Below are 24423 nucleotides of genomic sequence, written 5' to 3' on the forward strand. Positions count from 1 at the left end.
CGCGGCTCGATCGGTTGTACCGGGCGTACCGGGCCGGCGGCCTCCGCTCGCACGCGCCGCTGATGCCCCTGGCCCCCGCTGCTCTTCGCGGGGTCGACGTCGGCGATGTCGATGCCGTGGTGATCAGTCACTTCGCCTTGGCAGCAGCCGCCGCGCCGACGGTGGGCGTGCCGACCGTCGGCTATGTGCACTCGCCCGCGCGCTGGGCCTGGGACTCGACCCTCCGGGCGGGTGAGGCGAATTCGCCGGCCGGCCGCCTGGCGCTGGCCCTGCTGGCGAAGCAGGCCCGCGCCGTCGAGAGAGCCGCGGCGCCGAGCTTCACCCGGATCGTGGCGAACTCGAGTGTGGTGGCCCGCCGGATCGAACAGTGGTGGGGCCGCGAGGCCGAGGTCGTCCATCCGCCCGTCGACGTGACCCGATTCAGTACCGGGCCCGCGGGGGAGCGGGAGGACTACTTCCTCATGGCGGGCCGGCTGGTGCCCTACAAGCGCGCCGACCTTGCAGTACGCGCGGCGCGGGCCGCCGGGGAATCAACGGGCATTTCGGGTGCGGATGGCTTCCCGCACCCGTTTCGCGCGGCCGCACCCTGCGTGCCGGGTGCGCTGGCGCGCTTCGGGTGCGGATGGCTTCCCGCACCCGTTTCGCGCGGCGATCGGTTCCGATCAGCCCTCGATGGCCTTGCGGGCCTCGGCCTCCAGCTCGGCGCGGAACCGCGGCGGCGCGGGCAGGACACCGCGGTCGACCAGCCGGTCGACGGTGCTCACGACCTGGTTCAGGTAGGCCGCCCGCTCGGCGGCGGTGCTGGACGAGGCGTGCCGGTAGAGCTTGAGGCCGCGATCGAGGTCGCGCGCGTCCTCGGCGGGCAGCCCGGCGGTGCCGGTGCTGCGGGCGTGCCGGTCGGCGGCGTACCAGCCGGTGCGCAGGTCGGTGACGGCGTCGGCGTACTCCGCGGCGGACTCCTCGCCGGGGTAGTCGTCGGTGCGCAGCGCGCCCGCGTGCTCGAGCGCGTCGTGGAAGGCGATCACCTTCGGCGAGCTGAGGTCCCACATCGCGGGGAAACGCAGCAGCATCTCCGGGTCGAGCTCGTAGGCCGCGTACTCGGAGAGCACCTCGTCGTGCCGGCCCACCGCACGCTCCCACAGCGCCCTGCCCGACGGTGCCGGGGTCGCCTTCGGTCGCGCGCGCGGCCGCTCGGGCGAAGGGGCGTCGACGAACCGCAGCGGATCGGGCCGCCGCACCGCCGCCGCGTCGCCGGGACCGGCGAGGAGCACCACCATCGCGACGATCAGGCCGCCGGCCAGGAACAGCATCCCGATCGGCCCGACGAATCGCGTGGCGATCAGACCGACGGCCGCGACGCCGAGCGCCACCGCGACCGCGCTACGCATCGGAATCACCCACATCGGACAGCGTAGCCGTCAGGCCGCGAGCTCCCGCTGCCCCACGGGCGGTGCGGTGACGGCATCGTCGGGCGACGAGGGCCGCGCGATCCGCGCGTAGGCGACCACCATGACGCCCACGACGCCCAGCAGCGCGACGGCGGCGAGATGGCCGCTCTGCGCCATGGGCACGCTGAGGTAGCGGATGGCGAGCAGGATCGCCGCGAAGGCCACCGCCCCGCCCGCGACGGTGACGATGCGGCGCGCGTGCCAGCCGTCCTCGGGGCGGATCATCGCGGCCTCGAGGGTGAGGGCGAAGACGAGGCCGGCCACGAGGTCGACCCCGTAGTGCGCGCCGAGGCCCAGGGTGGCCGAGATCGTGCACACCCACCAGATGACGCCGAACAGCTTGAGCAGGCGCGGCCCGCGCAGGGCGTGCACGAGGATCGCGGTCGCCCAAGCGGTGTGCAGGCTGGGCATGCAGTTGCGGGGCGCCTGCTGGCTGAAGTACGCCGAGACCGGCTCGAGCGAGGTGGGCACCACGTGCGGCCAGACGTTCATCCAGCCGGCGCCGGCGACCTCGTTGCCGAACGCGTACGCGGGGCCGACGACGGGGAACAGGAAGTAGACGATCGGGCCGATGGCGCCGATCACGATGAAGGATTTGACGATGTGGTGCCGCGGGAAGCCCTCGGTGGAGCTGCGCCGCAGCTGGAAGTAGGCGACCACCGCTGCCCCGACGGGCAGGTAGGTGTAGACCTTCGTGATCAGCGCGAGGTACCAACCGTGGTCGTGCACGAACCGGCCCATCACCCACGAGGGGCTGCCGAGCGCGCGGTCGGCGACCTCCACGAAGTGATCGGCGACATCGGGCAGCGCCTGCATCGTCAGCCCCAGCCAAACGGCGGAGACGGCGTTCGCCGCGATGAGGATCCCGGCAACGCCGGCGGCCTTAAGCGCGGCCGACCGCTCGGGCCCGGTCAGGTGGGTGCCCGCGTACACGGTGAGCGCGAGGAGCCCCCACATCACGCCGTTGCCGAAGTGCAGCGGCGACCCGGCCAGGAGACGCTCGGCGTTGAACAGCACCTCGACACCGGCCACGACGCCGACGAAGGGCAGCCGCAACCGCGCGGGCATGCACATCAGGGCCAGCGCGAGGGCCGCGACCTTCACCTCCCCGGTCACGGGACGGCCCACGAAATCGGAGACGAGACCGTGCACGGGCCCGCGGAGCCCGTAGTACATCGCCGCGGCCTGGATCACCAGGACGAATGCCACGACGCCGAGCACCGCCCAGGCCCATTGCCCCGCCCCCCAGCCGCGGCGGCCGGGGTGCTCCCCGCGTGGACCCCGCGGGAGCGCGAAGTCTGCACGCACCAACATGAGATGACAGCATAGTTAACAGACGGGTAACTCTGTGAATCCATATGCCGTTTCGTGGCCGAAGACGCCCGAAAACGACAACGGACGCGCAACCCCGAGGGGATGCGCGTCCGTCGTGTCCGTGTCCGGGTCAGACCCGGACGGATGTCCCGGGTCGGGCCCGGGAATCACTCACCAGCTGCTCTTGTGCACACCGGGGAGCTCGCCGGCGTGCGCCATCTCGCGCAGGCACACACGGCACAGGCCGAACTTGCGGAACACCGAGTGCGGCCGGCCGCACTTGTTGCACCGGGTGTACGCGCGGACGGCGAACTTCGGCTTCTTGTTGGCCTTGTTGACCAGCGCCTTCTTTGCCATGGCTCAGTTCTCCTTGAAGGGGAAGCCGAGGTGCTTGAGCAGTGCGCGGCCTTCCTCATTGTTGGTGGCAGTGGTGACGACGGTGATGTCCATACCGCGCGGGCGGTCGATGGAGTCCACGTCGATCTCGTGGAACATCGACTGCTCGTTCAGGCCGAACGTGTAGTTGCCGTTGCCGTCGAACTGGTTGCCGTTGAGGCCGCGGAAGTCGCGGATACGGGGCAGCGCGATCGAGGTGAGGCGATCGAGGAACTCCCACATGCGGTCGCCACGGAGGGTGACGCGCGCGCCGATGGGCATGCCCTCACGCAGCTTGAACTGCGCGATGGACTTGCGGGCCTTGCGGATCTCCGGCTTCTGGCCGGTGATGAGCTCGAGGTCCTTGACGGCGCCGTTGATGAGCTTGGCGTCGCGGGCGGCGTCGCCGACGCCCATGTTCACGACCACCTTGACGACGCCGGGGATCTGCATCACGTTGGCGTAGTCGAACTCGCTGTTGAGCGCGTCCTTGATCTCGGCGCGGTAGCGCGCCTTCAGGCGCGGCTGGGTCTTCTCAGAGGTGGTCATCTCAGATGTCCTTCCCGTTCTTGCGGGAGATCCGCACGCGCTTGCCGGTCTCCTCGTCGGTCCGGTAGCCCACGCGGGTGGGGTTGCCGTCCGAGTCGACGACCATCACGTTCGAGACCTGGATCGGGGCCTCGCGGACCTCGATCCCGCCCTGCGCGGTGGCGGACGTGCTGGTGTGCTTCTTGATCCGGTTCACGCCCTCGACGAGGACCTTGTCAGCCTTGGGGAAGGCCTCGATGACCTTGCCCTTGGCGCCCTTGTCGGGTCCCGAGATCACGATGACGGTGTCGCCCTTGTGCACCTTCATGTCAGAGCACCTCCGGAGCCAGCGAAACGATCTTCATGAACTTCTTGTCGCGCAGCTCGCGGCCGACCGGGCCGAAGATGCGGGTGCCACGAGGGTCGTTGTCGTTCTTGATGATGACAGCGGCGTTCTCGTCGAACTTGATGTACGAGCCGTCCGGACGGCGGCGCTCCTTGGAGGTGCGCACGATCACGGCCTTGACGACCTCGCCACGCTTGACGTTGCCGCCGGGGATGGCGTCCTTGACGGTGGCGACGATGATGTCACCGATGCCGGCATAGCGGCGCGAGCTTCCACCGAGCACGCGGATGCAGAGGATTTCCTTAGCACCCGTGTTGTCGGCGACCCGCACTCGCGATTCCTGCTGAATCACTAGCTGATCTCCTCAGACCTGGATTTTCATGCGCGCCGGATTACCGACCCGAACACGCGCGGTCCGTCACCTGTGGCGCAAGGCCGCAGGCAACCGGTCCATGATAGAGGAAACCGCAGGTCGCTGTCGAATCGCGCCCGGTCCGGCCGTCGCCCGCCGGTTGCCCGGCCCGACGGTGCGCGGCCCGCCCACCACACGCGGTCGCGCCGGGTCCCGCCCACAACTCGCACCGGGCACGCGCCCGTCATACCGCCGGCGCGACGTACTCGTGTTGCAGTTCGCTCACGCGGGCGATGTGGTCGAAGTCGTGGTCGGCGGCGAGCACGGTCGCGTCGTTGACGATGGCGTACGCGGCGATCAGGATGTCGGCAGGACCTGCGGCACGAACAAGCCCGGACGACCACATGGCGGCCTGAATGTCGAGGACGAGCCCCTCCTCCGGTGCGTTCTCCAGCGGAAATCCCCGGGAGATCTCCTCGCGGTACCGCCCGTGCTCGTCGGGCGTCCGCGCACTGTGACAGAACTCGAGCACCTGCGGTGGACAGGTCACGAAAAGGTCGGACGGCGATCGCACGATCCGCCGCAGACGTGCCGTGATCGCCTCATCCCCGGTCGCGAGTCGCGCCCAGACCGAGTTGTCCACGAGATAGTCCGTCACGGCGCTTCGGCCGGGCTGACCACGGGCGCATCGAGGCCCTCAGCAAGACCGGAGAGCCCGGCGATGCCGTCGACCATCGCGCCCTTCTGCTTCGAGGCGATCAGCCTGCGCAGGGCGAGATCGATGACCGACCGGTTCGACCGCTCACCGGTGAGCTCGCGGGCCCGTTCGATGAGTCGCGGATCGAGATCGACGCTGGTGACTGCCATGGTCCCCACCTCCCGTTCTATATATGTGACTATATAGAACTCCTCCGCGCTGCGCCGACGAACTCCGTCGTTCAACCGGACGACCCTGCTGTGCGGGGCGACAGGTATGCCGTAACTTTCAGAACGTGCAGCTCGCCGACCTCCCGTCGGGCGGGGTGACGCGCCTGCAGGCCACGTCCCCGCTCGCGCTGGCGGCCGCTGCGGAGCGCCGCGGACCGGAGGATCCGATCGTGGTGTTCCCGGGGCTCACGCAGCCGGTGGGGTCCTCGCCCAGCGCGATCATCGAGGACGTGCTCGCCCGGACCGCCGCGGTCGCGTTCGAGCTGTTCCCCGCGTGGCTGCCCGGCGCGGACGGTGCCGTCGAATCGGACGGCATCCTGGACCGGTTCGCGGCCCGCTCGCTCAGTCACCGGCACGACGGTGCCGCCGGGCTCGGCACGGCCCTCGGCGCCCTCGCGACGGCGGCGCTGCGCCCCGAATCGATCGCCGCCTTCACCCGGTTGCCGGCGGCGGACCGTCGCAGCGCGGTCGAGTACGCACTGACCCGCAGCTACGGCGCCCGGCGCGCCGCGCTGGCACTGGTGGTCGACCGGCTCATCGCCCCGCATCAGGCCGACGCCCTGTCCGTCGGCGCGCAGTGGCTCGCGCGCGGCGGCTGCGCGGTCTGGCTGCTGGGGCCCGGCTCGGCGCCGCTGGACCGGTTCCCCCTGGCCGACGGTCCGCCCGTCCCCGACGAGGAGGAGATCTGGCCGACGGAGCACACCGTGGGCCTCGAGCCCGCGCCGCTCTATCCGCCGGTCGCGGGCAAGCCGCATCCGGCGAGCGCGGCGGAGATGTACCTGGAGCAGGGGCTCGCGCGCGTGGAGTGGGCGGCCGCGCGACACTGGAACTACGCCGTGGACCTCGGACCGCTGCACCCGCCGGTGCGCGTGGACCTGCTGTTCCCGCAGCCCCGGCTGGTGGTCGAGATCGACGGCCCGGACCACCGTTCGATCGAGAAGTACGAGGCCGACCGCCGCCGCGACGCCGACCTCCTGCTCGCCGGGTTCCACGTGCTGCGGCTGACGAACGCCCGGATCCTGGGCGACCTCGCCGAGTCGATGACCGTCATCCGCGCACTGGTGCAGTCGGGAACGCGATGACCGCAGGCGCGTCGGGGCGTGCGTCGATCGCGCCCCCCGTCGCCGCCAGAAGTGTATACAGAAATCATGACAGATGGCATGTCGCACGAGGAGTTGAAGCTCGACGAGCTCCATGATCACGGAGGCCAGGGCGCGAGCCTGGACAACGCGAGGGTGCGGCAGATCAACGCCGCCGTCGCCACGGAGTTCCGCGAGAGATCGGGCTCGGTCGGCGGCCCGTTCGAGGGCCGCGACCTGCTGCTGCTCACGTCCATCGGGAGGAAGTCCGGAGAGCCGCGGGTCAATCCGCTGGGCTACAACACGATCGACGGCCATGTCTACGTGTGCGCCTCGCACCGCGGCCTGCCGACCGACCCGGGCTGGGTGCACAACGTGCGCGCCCGGAAGGAGATCACCGTCGAGCTGGGCAGGGAGGTCTTCGACGCCCTGGCCGTGGAACTCCGCGACGGCCGCTACGACGAGGTCTTCGCGCAATTGCTCGTCGAATCCCCCTGGTACGCCGATCACCAGGCGATGACCGACCGCGTCTTCCCCGTCTTCGAGATCGTGCGCGCACAGCCCTGATCGCGCCGGCCGGTTCCGGCACCGGGGCCGGCCAACGCACGGATCCCGGGTGCTGTCGCGGAACCGCCGACGATCATCCGTAGATTGGTCGTATCAGGCGGGTGATCGGCCGCGTCGGGATCCCGCCGGCGGCCGAGCGGAACCGGGAGGGTTGTGATGAGCGAGTCCATCGCCGGGCTCACCGGTACGGAGACGACGGTGCTGCTGGTCCTGGCCGCCGCGGTCGAACCGGTCCGCAATCCCGACCTGAAGCTGCTCGGACCGGCGCTCGAGGCGCCGTCGCGCCGCCGGCTCGTCGATCGCGGGTTACTCGAGGTCGGGACCGGGGCGCGGCGCGCGCTGGTGCTGTCCCTCACCGACAAGGGCTGGGCCGCCGCCGCCGACCTGCTCGAGTCCCCGCCCCCGCCGCGCGCGACCCCCCAACTGCGCGCGATGCTCACCTTCGCCGCCGGCATCGGCCGCTACCTGCGCCGCGAGTCGCTGGCGCTCGGCGAGGTCATGATGCCCCGGCCGGCACCGCGGCCCGACGGTCCGCCCGTACCCGAGCCCGCAGGCACCGTCGAGCGGGTGCGCGCGGCGTACCTGCGGATCGCGGCCCCCGGCGCGTGGGTCGCGCTGCACCGGCTGCGGACCGCGCTGCCGGATCTGCCGCGCGCGGAGCTCGACGACGCCCTGCGCGATCTGTACCCCGAACCCGGTGTGCACATCGTCGCGGAGGACAATCTCAAAGCCCTCACCGCCGAGGACCGCGCCGCCGCGCTGCACCTCGGCGGCCGGCCCCTGCACGCGATACGGATCACCCGATGACTCTGTCCGATCACCAGCGCGCCGCGCTGCGTTCCGTCCGTCTGAGCTGGGCCCCCACCTACGAGGAGGTGTGGGACACGGCGACGGAGGACATGCACGTCGACGGCCTGCACACCGACGTGTGGGAGGACCTCGAGGACGCGCTCGGCGACGCGGTCGCGTCCACCGGTGCCTCCCCCACCGGACTGGTGATCACCGGCAACGCGGGCACCGGAAAGACCCACCTGCTCACCCGGTTCCGCGCCGAGGTGCAGTCGGCGGGGCACTACTTCGTCCTGCTGGAGCTGCTCGACGCCTCGGACTTCTGGCGCGCCGCCCTGACCTCGCTGCGCAGCTCGCTGCTGCGCCCGGCCCGCGACCACGAGACGCAGCTCGCGCAGCTGCTGTGGCTGCTCTCCGACGAGGCCGGTCTGTCCCGTTCGCACCGTCGGGAGTTCTCCGGGGACGCGATCCCCAGCCCCGAGGGCCTCGACGCGCTGGTCGCGGCCATGAGCAAGCGGCGCCCGCAGGTGCGCCAGTACCACGGCGTGCTGCGCGCGCTGGTCCTGCTGGCCTCCCCGGACACCCGCCTCGCCGACCTCGGCTCCGCGTTCCTCGACGACATCGAGGTCGAGGAGACCGCGGCCGAGCGGCTGCACTGGGGCCTGCCCGCGCACGGCTTCTCGGCGGTCGAGACGGTGCGCGCGATCTCCGCGTTCATGGCCGAGACCGCCGCGACCGTCTTCGCGGTGGACCAGATCGATACCCTGCTGGCCCAGTCCGCGGCCACGCTGACCTCCCCCGATGCCGCGGAGTACGAGGTGATCGAGCAGGTCGGGCACGGCCTGATGTCGCTGCGGCAGGGCCTGTACCGCACCGTCACCGTCGCGTGCATGCTGCCGACGGCCTGGGAGACGCTCTCCAGCCGCGCGACGGCCTCCGTCGCCGCCCGGTTCCGGGTGGTGGGCCCGCTCAAGTCGCTGCCCGACGGGGCCATCGCCCGCGCCATCGTCGAGCGGCGACTGACGGCCGCCTACCGGGCGAAGGATTTCGCGCCACCGCACCCCACCTGGCCCGTCGCGCCGGAGGCCTTCGCCTCCGCGGTGCACCACACCCCGCGCGACCTGCTCACCAAGGTCGACTCCCACATCCGCGCGTGCGTGTCCACCCGTTCGGACTTCGAGCTCGCCTCCTTCGACGACGGTGCGCCGCGCGTCGCCCCGGCGCCGACGGTGCCCGGTCCGGCGCCGGAGCCCGCGCCCCGGCCCGAACCGCCGAGGTCCTCGCCCGAGGAGGCCCTGGCCCGCATCGACGAGCAGTTCGAGGCGCTGCGGATCCGGGCCCGCGTCGGCGACGTGGCGACGGATCAGGCGGCCGCGGACAAGCGCATGAGCGCACTGCTCGAGGCGGGCCTGCGGGCCTGGACCCGCGAGGACGGCGGCGAGGGTTTCCAGATCGAGCGCGGCAACAAGCAGCTCGACGGCCGGCTCCGGCGCCGGCTTCCCGGCCGCGTCGAGGACGAGCAGCACTGGGCGTTCCGCGCGATCCCCGCGCCGAACGCCGTCGCCACCACGAACCGGGTGCAGAGCGCCGCCACCGCGGCCGGCGTCGCCGCGGGCATGGACCGGCGCAAGCTGTTCCTGCTGCGGTCCACGCCGTGGCCGACGAGCCCGAAGGCGTCGGCCGTGGTCGCCGACGCCGTGGACCGCGGCGCCGAGCTCCTCCCCCTCGACGAGGGCGATCTCGCGACCCTCGACGCGCTGAGCCGGATCATCGCCAACTCCCCTGAGGGACTGGACGAATGGCTCATCGCCCGCCGTCCCGCGCACGGGCTGCGGATGTTCGCGGGCCTCGCGCGCACGGCACCGACCGGCGAGCGCCCCGCGCCCGCGTACCGCCGCGGGGCGGGTTCGGGCCGGACGGGCAGCCTCATCCCCGGCGACGCGGTGGGCCGGGTCGGTGGCCTGTCGAGCGCCGTCGCGGACGTCATGTTCGGCGGCCCGCCCGCCCCGCGTCCGGAACCCGCGCACGCGCCCGAGGCACCGGCCGCCGCCGAGCCGGCGGCACCGTCGGACTCCGAGAGCATTCCCGTGGGCACCACCCCGGACCGATCGCCTGTGCTCATCGACCTCGCCGAGCTGCGCAAGCACACCGCGATCTTCGCGGGCTCCGGCTCGGGGAAGACGGTGCTGATCCGTCGCCTCATCGAGGAGTGCGCGCTGCGCGGGGTCTCCGCGATCGTGCTGGATCCCAACAACGACCTCTCCCGCCTGGGCGAGGCGTGGCCGCAGCCGCCGTCGGGCTGGTGGGAGGGCGACGCCGAGCGGGCCGAGCGCTACCTCACGGACACCGAGGTGATCGTCTGGACGCCGAACCGCGAGTCGGCGAGACCGCTGGTGCTGCAACCGATACCGGACTTCGCGGCGCTGCGCGCGGGCATGGACGGATCCGGCGACCCGGACGACACGGACGCGCAGGAGGCCCGCGAGGGCTTCGCGATGGCGGTGGAGGCGTGTGCGAGCGCGCTGGAGCAGCACGTGGGGGTCGGCGGCATGCGGCGCGAGCAGCAGCGCGCGATCCTGCGCGAGGCGCTCGACGCGTACGGCCGGCAGGTGGACCGTTCGGACGTGCGCGGCTTCGCCGACTTCCTGCGGGAGTGGGATTCGACGCGCAGCAGCCTCGGCAGCGCCGACCGGCTGGCCCCGGAGCTCGCGGAGAACCTGCAGGCGGCGCTCATCAACAATCCGCTGCTCGGCGGCCGCGGCGAGGCGGTGGACCCGGTGACGCTCCTGACGCCTTCGGCGGGCAAGCGCGCACGGATCTCGGTGATCAGCCTCATCGGCCTGCCCGACGAAACGCAGCGGCAGACCTTCGTCGCGCAGCTGCAGCTGGCGCTGTTCTCGTGGATCAAGCGGCACCCGGCCGGCGACCGGCCGCTCGGCGCCCTGCTGGTGATGGACGAGGCCCAGCAGATCGCCCCGTCGGGGTCGGTGAAGCCGTCCACGGAGTCGACGCTGCTGCTGGCCTCGCAGGCCCGCAAGTACGGTCTCGGGCTGGTGTTCGCCACGCAGGCACCGAAGGGCCTGCACGACAAGATCGTCGGCAACAGCGCCACGCACTTCTACGGCAAGCTCAACGCGCCGGTGCAGATCCAGGCCGCCAAGGACCTGGCCACCGCCCGCGGGGGTCGCATCGACGGGATCGGTGGGCTCGGCCCGGGCGACTTCTACCTCGGGTCCGGAGCGTCGACGGTGCGCCTGCACGCCCCGATGTGCCTGAGCCACCACGCCGCCAGCCCGCCCACCGAGGACGATGTCCTCGCTATCGCACGAAGGAGCACACCGTGAGCCCGAAGAAGATCAGCTGGAGCGAGCTTCCGCCCCGCGCCAGGACCGCCATCGTCGCGACGGCGGCCGTCGACGCCGGGCTCCGGGCCTGGGCCCTCGCCGACCTGGCCGGACGCGCCGACGCCGAGGTCCGCGGCCCCAAGAAGCTGTGGGCCCTCGGCCTCGGCGTGGTCAACTCCGCGGGCGTGCTGCCCGCGGCCTACCTGCTGGTCGGCCGCGGCACCCGCATGGCGTAGTCGGCGTCGGGCGCCCGGCCGTCTCGGTGCCCACACCCGTTGTGCCCGGCGCGGCAGTCCTCACACCCGTTGTGCCAGCCCACGACGGCCGCCACACCCGATCCGCGCGTACACACCCGGCATGCAGGGTGTGACTGCGCAAATCAGGTGTACCCAGGGCGTTACACCCGAAATACCTGGCCGGCCGCGGTCTTACACCCGAAACGCCCGGCCAGCACCGGCCTCACACCCGGAATGCCGCTGCGGCGGCGGTGATCAGCCCGCGGGGCGGGTGGCGCGGCGGCGGGGCTGCTGGGTGCGCCCCTGCCCCTGCGGGCGTCCCTGGCCCGACGGTGCCTGGCCCCGTCCGGAGCCCTGGCCCCGCCCGGCGCCCTGGCCGCGAGTGGAACGCTGCTGACCGCCCTGGCCGCGTCCGGCGCCCTGACCGCGGGCCGCGCCCTGGCCGGCACCGTCGGACCGCGCTCCCGTGCCCTTGCCGCGCCCCGCGCGACCACGGCCCGGGGCGTGTCCGCCACCGGCACGACGCTGCTGCTGCGGCGGCGCGACGGGCGCCGGCTCGACGTACGGGGCGGTCTCGCCGACCAGGTCGACGACGACCGGCGAGGTCGCGGTGACCGACGTCGGGCGCGCGGAGATCGCGGCCTTCTTGAGCAGGACCTGGGTGTCCTTGCGCTGCTCCGGCGTCATCACGGTGACGACGGTGCCCGAGCTGCCCGCGCGGGCGGTGCGGCCGCTGCGGTGCAGGTAGGCCTTGTGCTCGGCGGGCGGATCGACGTGGACGACCAGCTGCACGTCGTCGACGTGCACGCCGCGGGCGGCGATGTCGGTCGCGACGAGCACCCGCGCGGTGCCCGCGCTGAACGCCTCGAGGTTGCGGTCGCGCTGCGGCTGGCTCAGGTTGCCGTGCAGGTCCACCGCGGGAATGCCCTGCGCCGTGAGCTGCTTGGCCAGCTTCTTCGCCTGGTGCTTGGTGCGGGTGAACAGGATCCGGCGCCCGGTCCCCGACGCGAGGACGCGGACCAGCTCACCCTTGTCGTCCTTGCCGCTCACCTCGAAGACGTGGTGGGTCATGTCGACCACCGGCGAGTTCTCGGGATCGACCGAGTGCGAGACCGGATCGGTCAGGAACTTGCGAACCAGCTTGTCGACGCCGTTGTCCAGCGTGGCCGAGAACAGCATGCGCTGGCCGCCCGCCGGGGTGGCGGCGAGGATCCGGGTGACGACCGGGAGGAAGCCCAGGTCGGCCATGTGATCCGCCTCGTCGAGCACGGTGACCTCGACGCGCGACAGATCGACGATGCGCTGGCGCATCAGGTCCTCGAGGCGGCCGGGGCAGGCCACCACGATGTCGACGCCGTTGCTCAGCGCCTGCTCCTGGCGGCCCTGCTTGACGCCGCCGAAGATCGTGGTCACGCGCAGTCCGGCCGCCCGGGCCAGCGGCTCGACGGTGGCGGTGATCTGGGTGGCGAGCTCACGCGTCGGAGCGAGCACGAGGCCGGACGGCCGGCCCGCGGGGGCGCGATGGCCGGCGATGCGCGCGACCAGCGGGATCGCGAAGGCCAGGGTCTTGCCCGAGCCGGTCTTGCCGCGACCGAGGACGTCGCGGCCGGCCAGGGTGTCGGGCAGCGTGTCGGCCTGGATGGGGAAGGGGGTGCTGCGGTCCATGTCATGGAGGGCGGCGATGAGGTTCGACGGGACGCCGAGATCGGCGAAGGAACGAGTGGACACAGGGGTGCTCACGACAGGTGTTACCTAACACTGGTGGGTGGCGAAGGCGGCGGTGGCCGCATCCGTTCGCCGCAAGAAAAGAACCGGGAGGTGGTCTCGAGCCGTGCTCGGCGAGACAGGGGCCCGGGAGCCCTACGACGGCGCGGAACGACGGACGTCCCGCATGTTCTCCAGCATAGCAAGCCTGTTCGCACGAGCGTGCATACTCGAGGGGGAAGTGCCGATGCTCACAGTCCTCGCGGCGGCACCCCTGGTGCGACACGGAGGGGCTTCATGCGCGACAATGCAGTGGAGGCGTGCACGTCGACGCGCGCCGGGGGAGGCAGGAACATGACCGCACGTACGACCCGTCCCTTCCGCGGACGCGCCGGAGCGGCGCTCGCCACCGGTGCTGCGCTGCTCGCCCTGGCCGGCTGCGCATCCGTGCCCGGCACCGGCTCCGCCGATCCGCAGGACGTGGCCGCCTACCAGAGCACGATCGCCGCCTCGCGCGCCGCCGCGGCGGCCGCGGCCGGCAAGTCGGCCTGCGCCTCGTGGCAGGCCGGATACGACATCCGCATCGTCGCCAGCCGCGCCACCGTCGCCTTCACCAAGGATCCGAAGTGGACCTGGGACGGCATCACCACCCTGCTCAACGCCGAGCTCGCGGCGATCGACACGGAGTCGGGCAAGCTGCCCGGCGTCATCGCGACGGCACAGCCCGCGGCATCGGTCCTCACGGCGATCACCGACTACAAGGCCAAGCTGGACGCCTACGGCGCCGCACTGCGCGTCGACCAGTCCGCCCGCGCGTCGGGTGACGCCACGTGGGCCAAGAGCAACCCGGCGTTCGACGCGCTGGGTACCGCCGCGACGGCCGTGAAGAAGGCGTGCCCGTCGTCCTGAGTCGGCGGCCCGCCGCACTACTCGATTTAGTTTCCACAATTTCGTGATTCGCGATACCTTATGCATGTCCTGTTCTTGATACTGAACTAGAGGTGCAGCATGAGTATTCACCAATGGACCGTCCGGACCCTGTCCGCGGGCGTCCTCGCCGCCGCGATCGCCGCCCCGATGCCGGCACTCGCGACTCCCACCCCGGCTCCCACACCCCCACCCGCGCCGACGGCACCGTCGAACAGCGCCGTCCAGGCGACCTGCGACCAGTGGGCGAACAACCGGGCGCCGCGGCTGCGGGCGAGCCGGGCCACCGTCGACTTCACCAAGAACCCCGACTGGACCTGGACGGGCATCGGCCCCGGGCTCGACGCCGAGCAGAACGCGATCCGCGTCGAACTCGGCACCCTCCCCGGCACCGTCGCCCGCGCGGGCACGAACCAGCGGCTGGCGAACGCCCTGCGCGCCTACCAGGGGCGGCTGACCGAGTACAACGCCGCACTCAGCGTCGACCGCGGGGCGCGCGCGAGCGGCGAGGCCACCTGGGCCAAGAGCAACCCCGCGTACAAGCGGGTGACCGACGCGACGAACGCCGTCATCACCCTCTGCCGCACGCTCTGACCCCGAGCGCGACGAAGCCCCCGGCTCCTCCTCGCGGAGGTGCCGGGGGCTGTTCGTTCGGTGGTGCGGAGCGGCCTACTTGGCCTTCTCCAGCACCTCCACCAGGCGCCAGTGCTTGCTGGCGCTCAGCGGACGGGTCTCCATGATCCGGACGCGGTCGCCGACACCGGCGACGCCCTCTTCGTCATGCGCCTTCACCTTGGAGGTGGTGCGGATGATCTTGCCGTACAGGGAGTGCTTCACGCGGTCCTCGAGCTCGACGACGATGGTCTTCTCCATCTTGTCGGACACGACGTACCCGATGCGGACCTTGCGGCTGTTCCGCTCCTCGGTGGTCACATTGCTTCCGTTCTCGCTCATGCGGCGTCACCCTCCGGGCCCGAGGCCAGGCCGAGCTCCCGCTCGCGCAGGATCGTGTAGATCCGGGCGATGTCGGTACGCACGGTGCGCAGGCGACGGTTGTTGCTCATCTGTCCGGTGGCCATCTGGAACCGCAGGTTGAACAGCTCCTCCTTGGCCTCGCGCAGCTTCTCCACCAACTCGTCCGCGGTGAGACCGCGGAGATCAGCGGCGACGGTGTTCGACATCAGAACTGCTCCTCTCGGGTCACGATGCGGGTCTTGCAGGGGAGCTTGTGCTGTGCGCGGCGCAGGGCCTCGCGAGCGGTCTCCTCATTGGGGTAGGACATCTCGAACAGCACCCGACCGGGCTTGACGTTCGCGACCCACCACTCGACGGAACCCTTACCGGAACCCATGCGGGTCTCGGCCGGCTTCTTGGTCAGCGGGCGGTCCGGGAAGATGTTGATCCAGACCTTGCCGCCACGCTTGATGTGGCGGTTGATGGCGATACGAGCGGACTCGATCTGACGGTTGGTGATGTAGGCGGGCTCGAGAGCCTGGATGCCGTAGTCACCGAAGGTCACCTTGTTGCCGCCCTTGGACTGGCCGGAGCGACCCGGGTGGTGCTGCTTGCGGTGCTTGACGCGACGGGGGATCAACATGGTGTCAGCCCTCCTGGTTCGTTGCGGCCGGAGCCGCCGCCACCGGAGTGTCCTCCGTTGCGGCGCGACCGGCCTCGGTGCTGGTGGCGGTCGTGCCCGACGCGCCGCTGCGACGCGGGCGCTGGGGGCGCTCACGACGCGGGCCGCGACGGTCGTCGTTCGACGGTGCCGCCAGCTCGCGCCGGCCGCCCACGACGTCGCCCTTGTAGATCCACACCTTGACGCCGATCCGCCCGAAGGTGGTCTTCGCCTCGTGCAGGCCGTAGTCGATGTCGGCACGCAGCGTGTGCAGGGGCACGCGGCCCTCGCGGTAGAACTCGCTGCGGCTCATCTCCGCGCCGCCCAGGCGACCCGAGCACTGGACCCGGATGCCCTTGACGTTCGGCTGACGCATCGCCGACTGGATCGCCTTGCGCATCGCGCGGCGGAACGCCACGCGGTTGCTCAGCTGCTCCGCGATGCCCTGCGCGACCAGCTGGGCGTCGGCCTCGGGGTTCTTGACCTCGAGGATGTTCAGCTGCACCTGCTTCTTGGTGAGCTTCTCCAGCTCCGAGCGGATGCGGTCGGCCTCGGCGCCGCGGCGGCCGATGACGATGCCCGGACGCGCGGTGTGGATGTCCACCCGCACGCGATCGCGGGTGCGCTCGATCTCGATCTTGCTGATGCCGGCACGCTCGAGGCTGTCGGTCAGACGCTTACGGATCTGGACGTCTTCCTTGACGTACTCCGAGTACTGCTTATCGGCGTACCAGCGGGACTTCCAGTCCGTGGTGATGCCGAGGCGGAAGCCGTGGGGATTGATCTTCTGTCCCATGCTTACGCTCCCTTCCGGCTGTTGCGGCTGGCGGCGGGCTTCTTCGCGTCCAGCGACTCCACCACGACGGTGATGTGGCTGGTGCGCTTGCGGATCCGGTACGCGCGGCCCTGGGCCCGCGGCTGGATGCGCTTCATGGTCGGGCCCTCGTTGGCGTACGCCTCCGAGACGACCAGGGTGCGCGGGTCGAGCCCCAGGTTGTTCTGCGCGTTGGCGATGGCCGAGGCGAGGACCTTGGCGACGGGCTCACTCGCGGCCTGCGGCGCGAACCGCAGGATGGCGAGCGCCTGCTCGGCGTCCTTGCCACGGACCAGGTCGATGACCCGCCGTGCCTTCATCGGGGTGACCCGGACGAAGCGCGCGGTGGCCGACGCCGTCTGGTTCTGGACTTCGGTGTCGTTGCTCATTAGCGGCGCTTCGCCTTCCGGTCGTCCTTGATGTGGCCCTTGAACGTCCGCGTCGGGGCGAACTCGCCCAGCTTGTGACCCACCATGTTCTCCGAGACGAACACCGGCACGTGCTTGCGACCGTCATGGACGGCGAAGGTGTGACCGATGAAGTCGGGGATGATGGTGGAGCGGCGCGACCAGGTCTTGATGACCTGCTTGGTGCCCTTGTCGTTCTGGACGTCGACCTTCGCGAGGAGGTGGTCGTCGACGAACGGGCCCTTCTTGAGGCTGCGTGGCATTCTCTAACTCCCTCCTAGCGCTTGTTCTTACCGGACTTGCGGCGACGCACGATCAGCTTGTCGCTCGCCTTGTTCTTGCGGGTGCGGCCCTCGGGCTTGCCCCACGGGCTCACCGGGTGGCGACCACCGGAGGTCTTACCCTCACCACCGCCGTGCGGGTGATCGACCGGGTTCATGACGACACCACGGACGGTCGGGCGCTTGCCCTTCCACCGCATACGGCCGGCCTTGCCCCAGTTGATGTTGCTCTGCTCGGCGTTGCCCACCTCGCCGACGGTGGCGCGGCAGCGCACGTCGACGCGACGGATCTCACCGGAGGGCATGCGCAGGGTCGCGTAGGCGCCCTCCTTGCCCAGCAGCTGGATGCTGGCACCGGCCGAGCGGGCCATCTTGGCACCGCCACCGGGACGCAGCTCCACGTTGTGGATCACCGTGCCGGCGGGGATGTTCCGCAGCGGCAGGCAGTTGCCCGGCTTGATGTCGGCGTTGGGGCCCGACTCGACGATGTCGCCCTGCTTGAGGTCCTTGGGAGCGAGGATGTAGCGCTTCTCGCCGTCCAAGTAGTGCAGCAGTGCGATCCGCGAGGTGCGGTTCGGGTCGTACTCGATGTGCGCGACCTTGGCGTTGATGCCGTCCTTGTCGTGACGACGGAAGTCGATCAGACGGTAGGCGCGCTTGTGGCCGCCACCCTTGTGCCGGGTGGTGATGCGGCCGTGCGCGTTACGGCCACCGTGGCCGTGCAGCGGACGGATCAGCGACTTCTCCGGGGTCGAACGCGTGATCTCGTCGAAGGTCGAGCCCGACGAGCCACGACGACCCGGAGTGGTCGGCTTGTACTTGCGGATAGCCATTTAGCTCGCGCCTCCGAAGATGTCGATGGGCTTGCTATCGGCGCTCAGGGTCACGATGGCGCGCTTGGTGCTCTTGCGCTGACCGTAACCGGCACGGGTGCGCTTGCGCTTGCCCTGGCGGTTCAAGGTGTTGACGCTGTCGACCTTGACGCCGAAGACCTTCTCCACGGCGATCTTGATCTGCGTCTTGTTCGCATCCGGGTGCACCACGAAGGTGTACGTGTTCTCCTCGATCAGGCCGTAGGCCTTCTCGGAGATCACCGGCGCGAGCAGGATGTCCCGCGGGTCGGCGGGGATGGTTGCGGTTGCCATCAGGCGTTCGCCTCCTCGGTCTTCGTGGCGCTCGCGATGAACGAACCCAGAGCCTCACGGCTGAACACCAGGTCATCGGCGTCGAGGACGTCGTAGGTGTTGAGCTGGTCGGCGTAGATCCACTTCGCGTTCGGCAGGTTCTGGACGCTGCGCTGCGCGGTCAGGTCCTCGCGGCCGACGACCACGAGGAACTTCTTGCGCTCCGACAGCGCGGCCAGGAACAGGCGGGCGGTCTTGGTCGACGCCTCCTGGCCGGCCACCAGCTCGGTGACGACGTGGATACGGTCCTCGCGAACCCGGTCGGTGAGGGCACCGCGCAGGGCGGCGGCCTTCATCTTCTTCGGGGTGCGCTGGCTGTAGTCGCGCGGCTGCGGGCCGTGGACGGTGCCACCGCCGTTGAACTGCGGCGCGCGGGTCGAGCCCTGACGGGCGCGGCCGGTGCCCTTCTGGCGGTACGGCTTACGACCACCGCCGCGGACCTCGCCGCGGGTCTTGGTCGAGTGGGTGCCGGCGCGCGCAGCGGCGAGCTGCGCGACGACCACCTGGTGCATCAGCGCGATGTTGGGCTCGACGTCGAAGATCTCGGCGGGGAGGTCGACGGTACCGTCGACCTTGCCGTCGGCGGTCTTGACATCAAGAGTCAGCTTGCTCATGCGCGAGCACCACCCTTCACAGCGGTACGGACCATCACGAGGCCGCCCTTGCGGCCGGGGATGGCGCCCTTGATCAGCAGGACGCCGGCGTCGGCGTCCACCTTGAACACGGACAGGTTCTGCGTGGTCACCTTGTCGGAGCCCATGCGGCCGGCCATGCGCACGCCCTTGAAGACGCGGCCCGGCGTGGCGCAGCCACCGATGGAACCGGGGGCGCGGTGCACGGCCTGTGCGCCGTGGCTGGCGCCGAGACCGGCGAAGCCGTGGCGCTTCATGACGCCGGCGTAGCCCTTGCCCTTGCTGATGCCGGTGACGTCGACGAAATTGCCCGCCTCGAACACGTCGGCGCCCAGCTCCTGGCCCACCTCGTAGTCGGCGGCGGCACCGGCGTCGGCGAGCCGCAGCTCGGCGATGTGGCGACGCGGGGTGACACCGGCCTTGGAGAACTGGCCCGAGACGGGCTTGTTCACCTTGCGGGGGTCGATCGCGCCGAAGGCGAGCTGCACGGCGTCGTAGCCGTCAGCGGCCTGGGTACGGATCTGGGTGACCACGTTCGGCCCGGCCTTGACGACGGTGACCGGGACGACCCGGTTGTTCTCGTCGAAGACCTGGGTCATGCCGAGCTTGGTGCCCAGGATTCCCTTGATCTTGTTCTCAGTCATATCGATTTCTCCGCAGCCGCTTACTGGATGTTCACGTCGACGCTGGCCGGCAGGTCGATGCGCATGAGCGCGTCGACCGTCTTCGGCGTCGGGTCCAGGATGTCGATCAGCCGCTTGTGCGTACGCATCTCGAAGTGCTCGCGCGAGTCCTTGTACTTGTGCGGCGAACGGATGACGCAGTACACGTTCTTCTCCGTCGGCAGCGGCACGGGACCGACCACGCGGGCGCCGGTGCGGGTCACGGTCTCGACGATCTTCCGAGCAGACGCGTCGATCGCCTCATGGTCATAGGCCTTGAGCCTGATGCGGATCTTCTGTCCCGCCACGCTGTGTCCTCTTCCGTCAAGTGTTCAAACGTATTGCTAGACACACGGACAGCTGAATCACCTGCGGGAACGTGTCCCGCTTGAAGTCGATCGACGCTGTTCATGTATCAATTTGCTCCGGTCCACGCGGTCGGGCGTGTCGCGCTGGCGCTCATGCTCCGCCGTGTGTTCCGGTGGCTCCCTCGAGGGGGGCCGGGTCGATACCGTCATCGAGTGGCGGTCCGCCCCCGTGACGAGGAAACGTCACACGGGACCGCGCCGCCCGACAAGGCAACCCGACCAGTATGCACTGCTCGGGCCGCTTCTTCAAATCGAACCGATCGATCCGGTCGGTGCGATTCGCGTCACACCCCGCGGCCCGTGCGCTCTGGAAGAATGTGGGCCATGACCGAGCAGCGCGTCGCGCCGAAGCTGGGCGCGCTGATCTTGGTGGGGTCCCTGGCCGCCGGGCTCGTCGGCTGCACCGTCGAACCGGGGTCCCGGCCGGGCGGACCGTCTACCTCCGCCGCCGCATCGAAGACGCGGATGATCCCGCGTCCCGCCGCCACGGTGCGCGACGACGCCGTCCGGTACACCTATCCCGCGCCGAAGGCGGATCCGCGCCAGAACTACGGCAATCTCTACCTGCCGCGGGGCGCGCAAGCCCCGCACACGCTCCCCGTGGTGGTGCTGATCCACGGCGGCGGCTGGCGGAACCGCTCCGGCGCGGGGTACATGTCCGATGTCGCTCGGGCGCTGCAGGCCGCCGGCCTCGCGGTCTGGAACATCGAGTACCGGCGCGTGGGATCCGGCGGCGGCTGGCCCACCACCTTCACCGACGTGGGCTACGCCGTCGACCACGTGCCCGCCCTGGCCGAATCCGCGCCCGCGCTGGACCCGACGAACGTGATCCTCGTGGGGCACAGCGCCGGCGGGCAGCTCGCGGCGTGGGCGGCCTCGCGGCGCATCCTGCCGCCGGGGTCGCCCGGCGTGACCTGGCCGGTGGGCGGCGGTCCGACGGTGACCCCGCGCGCGTTCGTGTCCATGGCCGGCGTGCTCGACATGCGCACCAGCTCACGCCTCAACGATCACGTGCGCAACGCGCTCGGCGGGATGCCGGACCGGGTGCCGGAGCGGTACGCCCTGGCCAATCCGATCCAGCGGATCGACCCGACGATGCCCTCCGTCGCGATCCACGGGACCAAGGACACCGTCGTCCCGGCCGAGGAGTCCGTGTCCTTCGTCGCCGCGGCGCAGGCCCTCGGCGCGCCCTCGCTGCTGGTCGAGCTCGACGGTGCCAACCACGGCTCCCCCGTCAACGTCCGGTCGCCGTACTGGCCGCGGATCCAGGAGACGATCGTGCGGCTCGCGAACGGGGGCTTCGACGCCCTCGCCGCGAACCCGCCCCGCTGATCCGCCGGCTTCGGTCAGGCGGTGAACCAGCGGCGCGAGGACTCCGGCGCCCACAGCAGGATCGGGACCGCAATGGTGGCGACGATGCCCCAGCAGGTGATGAGAAGAAGCGCCGCGATCACCGTCGCCACGATCGGCACAGCCTTCTGCCGCTTCAGGAGCAGCAGGACGCCGCTGGCGATGGCCGCGACGGCGAGCACGATCGCCAGGATGATCCCGACCACGTAGCCCGCCATGACCCCCGTGCGGTCCAGGGCGCTCACCGAGCCCGACGAGACGACCAGGCCCGCCAGCTGGAGCAGCAGGATCCCCGCGCCCATCACGATGAGCACGATCGCCGCGGCGAGCACCGTGCCCGGACGCGTCGTGGGCGCGCCGCCGAACCCGGGCTGGCCGAAGCCCTGCTGCGGGTAGCCGGGCTGGCCGTACGGCTGCTGCGGGTAGCCGGGCTGGCCGTACGACTGCTGCGCGTAGCCGGGTTGGCCGTAGGGCTGCTGCTGCGAGTAGTCCGGCTGGCCGTAGGGCTGCTGCGGATACTCGGGCAGCCCGCCGTTCTGCTGCGGCCCCTGCGGCTGCTGCGGGCCCTGCGGATTCTGGCCGTACGGGTCGTTCGCGGTCATTGATCTCTCCCCTTCGATGATGATGCGATCACGCTACCTCCGGGCGGCTCGGCCGCGTCCCGCCCGCGAACTTACTGCGCGGTAAGATAGCCGACATGACGAACACCAACACGTTGAAGATGTGGCGCACGCTGAGCGACAAGCCGCTCGGCAAGCTGGCCTTCTCGGCCGCCGCCTCACTCAAGGCGCCCTACTTCGCGTCGGTCACCCCGTACATCTCCGAGATCGAGTACGGCCGCGCGGTCGTCCACGGCCCCAAGTGGTGGTTCGTCCAGAACCACATCGGCACCTTCCACGCCATTGCGGCGTGCAACCTGGCCGAGGTCGGCATGGGCATGGTCATGGAGGCCTCCACGCCGGGCACCCACCGCTGGCTGCCGAAGTCGATGACGGTGGACTACCTCGCCAAGGCTGAGTCCTCACTGGTCGCGACCGCGACACTGGCCGAGGAGATCGATTGGGACGCGATCACCGCCGGGCGCGATGTGGCCGTCGAGATCGCGGTCCGCGACAAGAAGGGCACCGAGGTGGTGCACGCCCGGATCACGACCTGGGTCACACCCAAGCCCTCGAACTGACCGATTTCTGCAACTCACACACCAGTAGCAACGTGAGTTAACAAGGTTCACTCGGTTTACAGGCGGTGCGGTGTGTGGCACGCTACCGTCGCACAGTCCTGCGCCCGGCCCGAGGAGAATCATGCGCCGCACCACCGTGACCACGCCCCGCTCCGCGGTCGCGTCCGTCGCCCGCAGGGCGGCCGCGACAACGGCCGTCCTGGGCACCGTCGCCGTGCTCGCGCCCGGCGCCGCGCAGGCCGAGCCGGTGACGACCATCGTGCCCGGCAGCTCCGTGCTCACGGTGTCGAAGCTCGTCGGGAACGTGGCCGACGGTCGCGGCTGCACCGTCGGGTTCATCGGGCAGCGCCCCGACGGTTCGCGGGTGGGCATCTACGCCGGCCACTGCGGCGACCAGGGCCAGCAGGTCGTGGTCGACGGTCGCATCGTCGGCGTGAACACCGCCTCGTCGGCGCCCAGCCTGACCAAGACCGATCTGTTCGTCGTGCCGGACGCCCCCGATTGGGGCGTCTTCGCCCTCGACCCGAAGCTGGCGAAGGCCGCGCCCGGCGGCCGGATCCGCCCGAGCACGGTCGGTACCGCGCGGGCCGGAGACCAGGTCTGCAGCCAGGGCATCTCGTCCGGCTGGCGCTGCGGTTCCGTGGTGAGCGTCGACGGCGGCTACATCGCCACGACGATCCCCGTGCAGGTGGGCGACAGCGGCGGGCCGCTGATCCGCACCTCCGACAACGCCGCCCTCGGCATCGCCAGTCGCGCCGCCACGTTCGACGGTCCGCTGCGCCGCAACGGTTCGCTCTTCTACGACCTGGGCTCCGCGCTCCGCGCGAGCGGCACGTCGCTCGTCGTCGGGTAGCCGCGGGGCTAACCGGCGACCGCGGATTCCGCCGGATTCAGTCGCGCCAGAGCGTGGCCGGATCGGTGGTCTCGGCCGACGGCGCCGCGGGGATGCCGGCCGGCGTGCGGGAGAACCGCGGAGCGGGCATCGGCGCCATCGCTCCCCCGACCTCCTGCAGGTTGCCGCGCGCCGCCATGTGCGGGTGCTTCGGCGCCTCCTCGAAGGTGAGGATCGGCGCGACGCAGGCATCGGAGTCGAAGAAGACCTCGGCCCATTCGTCACGGGTGCGGGTCTTCAGCGCGGCGCCGATCGCGGCGCGCAGCTCGGGCCAGCGGTTCTGATCGAGCTGGAAGGGCAGGTCGTCCTGCTTCAGGCCCAGCTTGTCCAGCAGCTCGGCGAAGAACTGCGGTTCGATCGCGCCGACGGAGACGTACTTGCCGTCGGAGGTCTCGTAGGTGTCGTAGAAGGGCGCGCCGCCGTCGAGGGTGTTCACGCCGCGCTCGTCGCTCCAGATGCCCTGGCCCCGGAAGTCCCACTGCATCTGCCCGATGAGGGAGGCACCGTCGACCATGGCGACGTCGATGACCTGCCCCTTGCCCGAGGTCTGCCGCTCGTACAGCGCGGCGAGCACGCCGAAGACCAGGAACATCGACCCGCCGGCGAAGTCGCCGACGAGGTTGAGCGGCGGCACCGGCCGCTCGCCCCGGCGGCCGATCGCGTGCAGGATCCCCGTCAGCGACAGGTAGTTCATGTCGTGGCCGGCCCGCTGCGCGAAGGGGCCGTCCTGGCCCCAGCCGGTCATCCGGGCGAAGACGATGCGGGGGTTGCGCTCGAGCACCACGTCGGGCCCGAGCCCGAGGCGCTCCATGACGCCGGGGCGGAAGCCCTCGACGATGACATCGGCGCGGTCGATGAGCTCGAGGATGGTGGCGATATCGGCCGGGTTCTTCAGGTCGGCCTCGACGATGGTGCGACCGCGCTTGACGCCCGAGGGCTTGCCGCTGATGCCGGTCACGCCGACTCCCGGACGCTGCACGGACACCACGTCGGCGCCCTGGTCCGCGAGAAGCATCGCCGCGTGCGGGGCGGGCCCGAGACCGGCGAACTCGACCACCTTCAGCCCGGCGAGCGGGCCCTGCTTCGTATCAGTCATGAATGC

Annotated in this window: 32 protein-coding genes and 1 pseudogene; 11 read left to right on the forward strand and 22 right to left on the reverse strand. The window is 70.8% G+C overall.

From position 1 onward, the window contains the following. Positions 1-62: 62 nt before the first annotated feature. A pseudogene (locus HF999_RS22550) lies at positions 63-407 on the forward strand (glycosyltransferase); the annotation flags it as partial. A gap of 255 nt (positions 408-662) precedes the next feature. Here HF999_RS22550 and HF999_RS13210 read toward each other — a convergent pair. The 8 genes from HF999_RS13210 to HF999_RS13245 form a co-directional block, all read right to left on the reverse strand. Then, a complete protein-coding gene (locus tag HF999_RS13210; RefSeq protein WP_246207783.1) occupies positions 663-1388 on the reverse strand; it encodes a hypothetical protein in 726 nt (241 codons plus the stop codon). A 30-nt stretch (positions 1389-1418) separates the two neighbouring features. Beyond that, positions 1419-2762, reverse strand: a complete 1344-nt coding sequence (locus HF999_RS13215; RefSeq protein WP_168546332.1) for a phosphatase PAP2 family protein — start codon at positions 2760-2762, stop codon at positions 1419-1421. A gap of 171 nt (positions 2763-2933) precedes the next feature. Then, positions 2934-3119 carry a type Z 30S ribosomal protein S14 gene (locus tag HF999_RS13220; RefSeq protein WP_068522657.1) on the reverse strand — a complete coding sequence of 62 codons (186 nt, stop codon included), beginning with the start codon at positions 3117-3119 and terminating at the stop codon, positions 2934-2936. A gap of 3 nt (positions 3120-3122) precedes the next feature. Further along, a complete protein-coding gene (rplE, locus tag HF999_RS13225) occupies positions 3123-3686 on the reverse strand; it encodes a 50S ribosomal protein L5 (RefSeq protein WP_013128002.1) in 564 nt (187 codons plus the stop codon). Position 3687: 1 nt separating this feature from the next. Beyond that, positions 3688-3993: a 50S ribosomal protein L24 gene (gene rplX / locus HF999_RS13230; RefSeq protein ID WP_168546333.1), complete on the reverse strand. Its 306-nt coding sequence runs from the start codon at positions 3991-3993 to the stop codon at positions 3688-3690. Position 3994: 1 nt separating this feature from the next. Beyond that, positions 3995-4363 carry a 50S ribosomal protein L14 gene (gene rplN / locus HF999_RS13235; protein WP_068573225.1) on the reverse strand — a complete coding sequence of 123 codons (369 nt, stop codon included), beginning with the start codon at positions 4361-4363 and terminating at the stop codon, positions 3995-3997. 244 nt (positions 4364-4607) lie between these two features. Then, positions 4608-5021 carry a PIN domain-containing protein gene (locus tag HF999_RS13240; protein ID WP_168546334.1) on the reverse strand — a complete coding sequence of 138 codons (414 nt, stop codon included), beginning with the start codon at positions 5019-5021 and terminating at the stop codon, positions 4608-4610. Further along, positions 5018-5230, reverse strand: coding sequence for a type II toxin-antitoxin system VapB family antitoxin (locus tag HF999_RS13245; protein WP_168546336.1), 213 nt, complete (start codon positions 5228-5230; stop codon positions 5018-5020). The genes HF999_RS13240 and HF999_RS13245 overlap by 4 nt, the downstream gene beginning before the upstream one ends. A gap of 125 nt (positions 5231-5355) precedes the next feature. Between HF999_RS13245 and HF999_RS23005 the strand changes: the two genes are divergently transcribed. The 5 genes from HF999_RS23005 (at position 5356) to HF999_RS13270 (ending at position 11305) form a co-directional block, all read left to right on the forward strand. After that, positions 5356-6372, forward strand: a complete 1017-nt coding sequence (locus HF999_RS23005) for an endonuclease domain-containing protein (protein ID WP_168546338.1) — start codon at positions 5356-5358, stop codon at positions 6370-6372. A 66-nt stretch (positions 6373-6438) separates the two neighbouring features. Further along, positions 6439-6936, forward strand: a complete 498-nt coding sequence (locus HF999_RS13255) for a nitroreductase/quinone reductase family protein (protein ID WP_168546339.1) — start codon at positions 6439-6441, stop codon at positions 6934-6936. A gap of 156 nt (positions 6937-7092) precedes the next feature. Further along, positions 7093-7743, forward strand: coding sequence for a hypothetical protein (locus HF999_RS13260; RefSeq protein ID WP_168546340.1), 651 nt, complete (start codon positions 7093-7095; stop codon positions 7741-7743). After that, positions 7740-11069: a helicase HerA domain-containing protein gene (locus HF999_RS13265; RefSeq protein WP_246207786.1), complete on the forward strand. Its 3330-nt coding sequence runs from the start codon at positions 7740-7742 to the stop codon at positions 11067-11069. Before HF999_RS13260 ends, HF999_RS13265 begins: the two co-directional genes overlap by 4 nt. After that, complete coding sequence (locus tag HF999_RS13270) at positions 11066-11305, forward strand: hypothetical protein (protein WP_168546341.1); 240 nt, start codon at positions 11066-11068, stop codon at positions 11303-11305. Before HF999_RS13265 ends, HF999_RS13270 begins: the two co-directional genes overlap by 4 nt. A gap of 255 nt (positions 11306-11560) precedes the next feature. On the opposite strand, the gene HF999_RS13275 is transcribed toward HF999_RS13270, so the two are convergent. Further along, positions 11561-12970 carry a DEAD/DEAH box helicase gene (locus tag HF999_RS13275; RefSeq protein ID WP_168546420.1) on the reverse strand — a complete coding sequence of 470 codons (1410 nt, stop codon included), beginning with the start codon at positions 12968-12970 and terminating at the stop codon, positions 11561-11563. Between the two features lie 393 nt (positions 12971-13363). Between HF999_RS13275 and HF999_RS13280 the strand changes: the two genes are divergently transcribed. After that, positions 13364-13918 (forward strand): hypothetical protein, encoded by a 555-nt coding sequence (locus HF999_RS13280; protein ID WP_168546343.1) that lies wholly within the window; start codon positions 13364-13366, stop codon positions 13916-13918. Positions 13919-14017: 99 nt separating this feature from the next. After that, positions 14018-14530: a hypothetical protein gene (locus tag HF999_RS13285; RefSeq protein ID WP_168546331.1), complete on the forward strand. Its 513-nt coding sequence runs from the start codon at positions 14018-14020 to the stop codon at positions 14528-14530. A 75-nt stretch (positions 14531-14605) separates the two neighbouring features. On the opposite strand, the gene rpsQ is transcribed toward HF999_RS13285, so the two are convergent. From rpsQ to rpsJ, 11 genes are read right to left on the reverse strand one after another with little or no spacing between them, the layout of a single operon-like run. Beyond that, positions 14606-14890: a 30S ribosomal protein S17 gene (rpsQ, locus tag HF999_RS13290; protein WP_068573211.1), complete on the reverse strand. Its 285-nt coding sequence runs from the start codon at positions 14888-14890 to the stop codon at positions 14606-14608. Next, positions 14887-15117: a 50S ribosomal protein L29 gene (gene rpmC, locus HF999_RS13295; protein WP_013128010.1), complete on the reverse strand. Its 231-nt coding sequence runs from the start codon at positions 15115-15117 to the stop codon at positions 14887-14889. The genes rpsQ and rpmC overlap by 4 nt, the downstream gene beginning before the upstream one ends. Continuing rightward, entirely contained in the window at positions 15117-15533 is a 417-nt protein-coding gene (gene rplP, locus HF999_RS13300) for a 50S ribosomal protein L16 (protein WP_068573209.1), read from the reverse strand. Before rplP ends, rpmC begins: the two co-directional genes overlap by 1 nt. A gap of 4 nt (positions 15534-15537) precedes the next feature. Next, positions 15538-16347, reverse strand: coding sequence for a 30S ribosomal protein S3 (gene rpsC / locus HF999_RS13305; protein ID WP_068573207.1), 810 nt, complete (start codon positions 16345-16347; stop codon positions 15538-15540). Between the two features lie 2 nt (positions 16348-16349). Continuing rightward, a complete protein-coding gene (gene rplV, locus HF999_RS13310) occupies positions 16350-16754 on the reverse strand; it encodes a 50S ribosomal protein L22 (protein ID WP_168546344.1) in 405 nt (134 codons plus the stop codon). Beyond that, positions 16754-17035: a 30S ribosomal protein S19 gene (rpsS, locus tag HF999_RS13315; protein ID WP_068573204.1), complete on the reverse strand. Its 282-nt coding sequence runs from the start codon at positions 17033-17035 to the stop codon at positions 16754-16756. Before rpsS ends, rplV begins: the two co-directional genes overlap by 1 nt. 14 nt (positions 17036-17049) lie before the next feature. Continuing rightward, a complete protein-coding gene (gene rplB, locus HF999_RS13320; protein WP_168546345.1) occupies positions 17050-17886 on the reverse strand; it encodes a 50S ribosomal protein L2 in 837 nt (278 codons plus the stop codon). Beyond that, the gene (gene rplW / locus HF999_RS13325; protein ID WP_068522672.1) at positions 17887-18198 is read right to left on the reverse strand and encodes a 50S ribosomal protein L23; all 312 of its coding nucleotides are present in this window, start codon (positions 18196-18198) and stop codon (positions 17887-17889) included. Then, a complete protein-coding gene (gene rplD, locus HF999_RS13330) occupies positions 18198-18851 on the reverse strand; it encodes a 50S ribosomal protein L4 (RefSeq protein WP_168546347.1) in 654 nt (217 codons plus the stop codon). The genes rplW and rplD overlap by 1 nt, the downstream gene beginning before the upstream one ends. Continuing rightward, complete coding sequence (gene rplC, locus HF999_RS13335) at positions 18848-19513, reverse strand: 50S ribosomal protein L3 (protein WP_168546348.1); 666 nt, start codon at positions 19511-19513, stop codon at positions 18848-18850. Before rplC ends, rplD begins: the two co-directional genes overlap by 4 nt. A gap of 20 nt (positions 19514-19533) precedes the next feature. Beyond that, positions 19534-19839 (reverse strand): 30S ribosomal protein S10, encoded by a 306-nt coding sequence (gene rpsJ, locus HF999_RS13340; protein WP_003938093.1) that lies wholly within the window; start codon positions 19837-19839, stop codon positions 19534-19536. 384 nt (positions 19840-20223) lie between these two features. Between rpsJ and HF999_RS13345 the strand changes: the two genes are divergently transcribed. Continuing rightward, positions 20224-21231, forward strand: a complete 1008-nt coding sequence (locus HF999_RS13345) for an alpha/beta hydrolase family protein (protein ID WP_168546349.1) — start codon at positions 20224-20226, stop codon at positions 21229-21231. A gap of 14 nt (positions 21232-21245) precedes the next feature. On the opposite strand, the gene HF999_RS22225 is transcribed toward HF999_RS13345, so the two are convergent. Then, positions 21246-21851: a hypothetical protein gene (locus tag HF999_RS22225; RefSeq protein ID WP_210733795.1), complete on the reverse strand. Its 606-nt coding sequence runs from the start codon at positions 21849-21851 to the stop codon at positions 21246-21248. Positions 21852-21946: 95 nt separating this feature from the next. On the opposite strand from HF999_RS22225, the gene HF999_RS13355 reads away from it, so the two are divergent. After that, positions 21947-22429 carry a hotdog fold domain-containing protein gene (locus tag HF999_RS13355; protein ID WP_168546350.1) on the forward strand — a complete coding sequence of 161 codons (483 nt, stop codon included), beginning with the start codon at positions 21947-21949 and terminating at the stop codon, positions 22427-22429. A gap of 121 nt (positions 22430-22550) precedes the next feature. After that, positions 22551-23282 (forward strand): chymotrypsin family serine protease, encoded by a 732-nt coding sequence (locus HF999_RS13360; protein ID WP_168546351.1) that lies wholly within the window; start codon positions 22551-22553, stop codon positions 23280-23282. A gap of 37 nt (positions 23283-23319) precedes the next feature. On the opposite strand, the gene HF999_RS13365 is transcribed toward HF999_RS13360, so the two are convergent. Next, on the reverse strand, positions 23320-24417 hold the full coding sequence (locus HF999_RS13365; protein ID WP_168546352.1) for a CaiB/BaiF CoA transferase family protein: 1098 nt from the start codon (positions 24415-24417) through the stop codon (positions 23320-23322). Positions 24418-24423 lie beyond the last annotated feature (6 nt).

Origin of the sequence: Tsukamurella spumae, from assembly GCF_012396015.1 — a bacterium.
Lineage (GTDB): Bacteria > Actinomycetota > Actinomycetes > Mycobacteriales > Mycobacteriaceae > Tsukamurella > Tsukamurella spumae.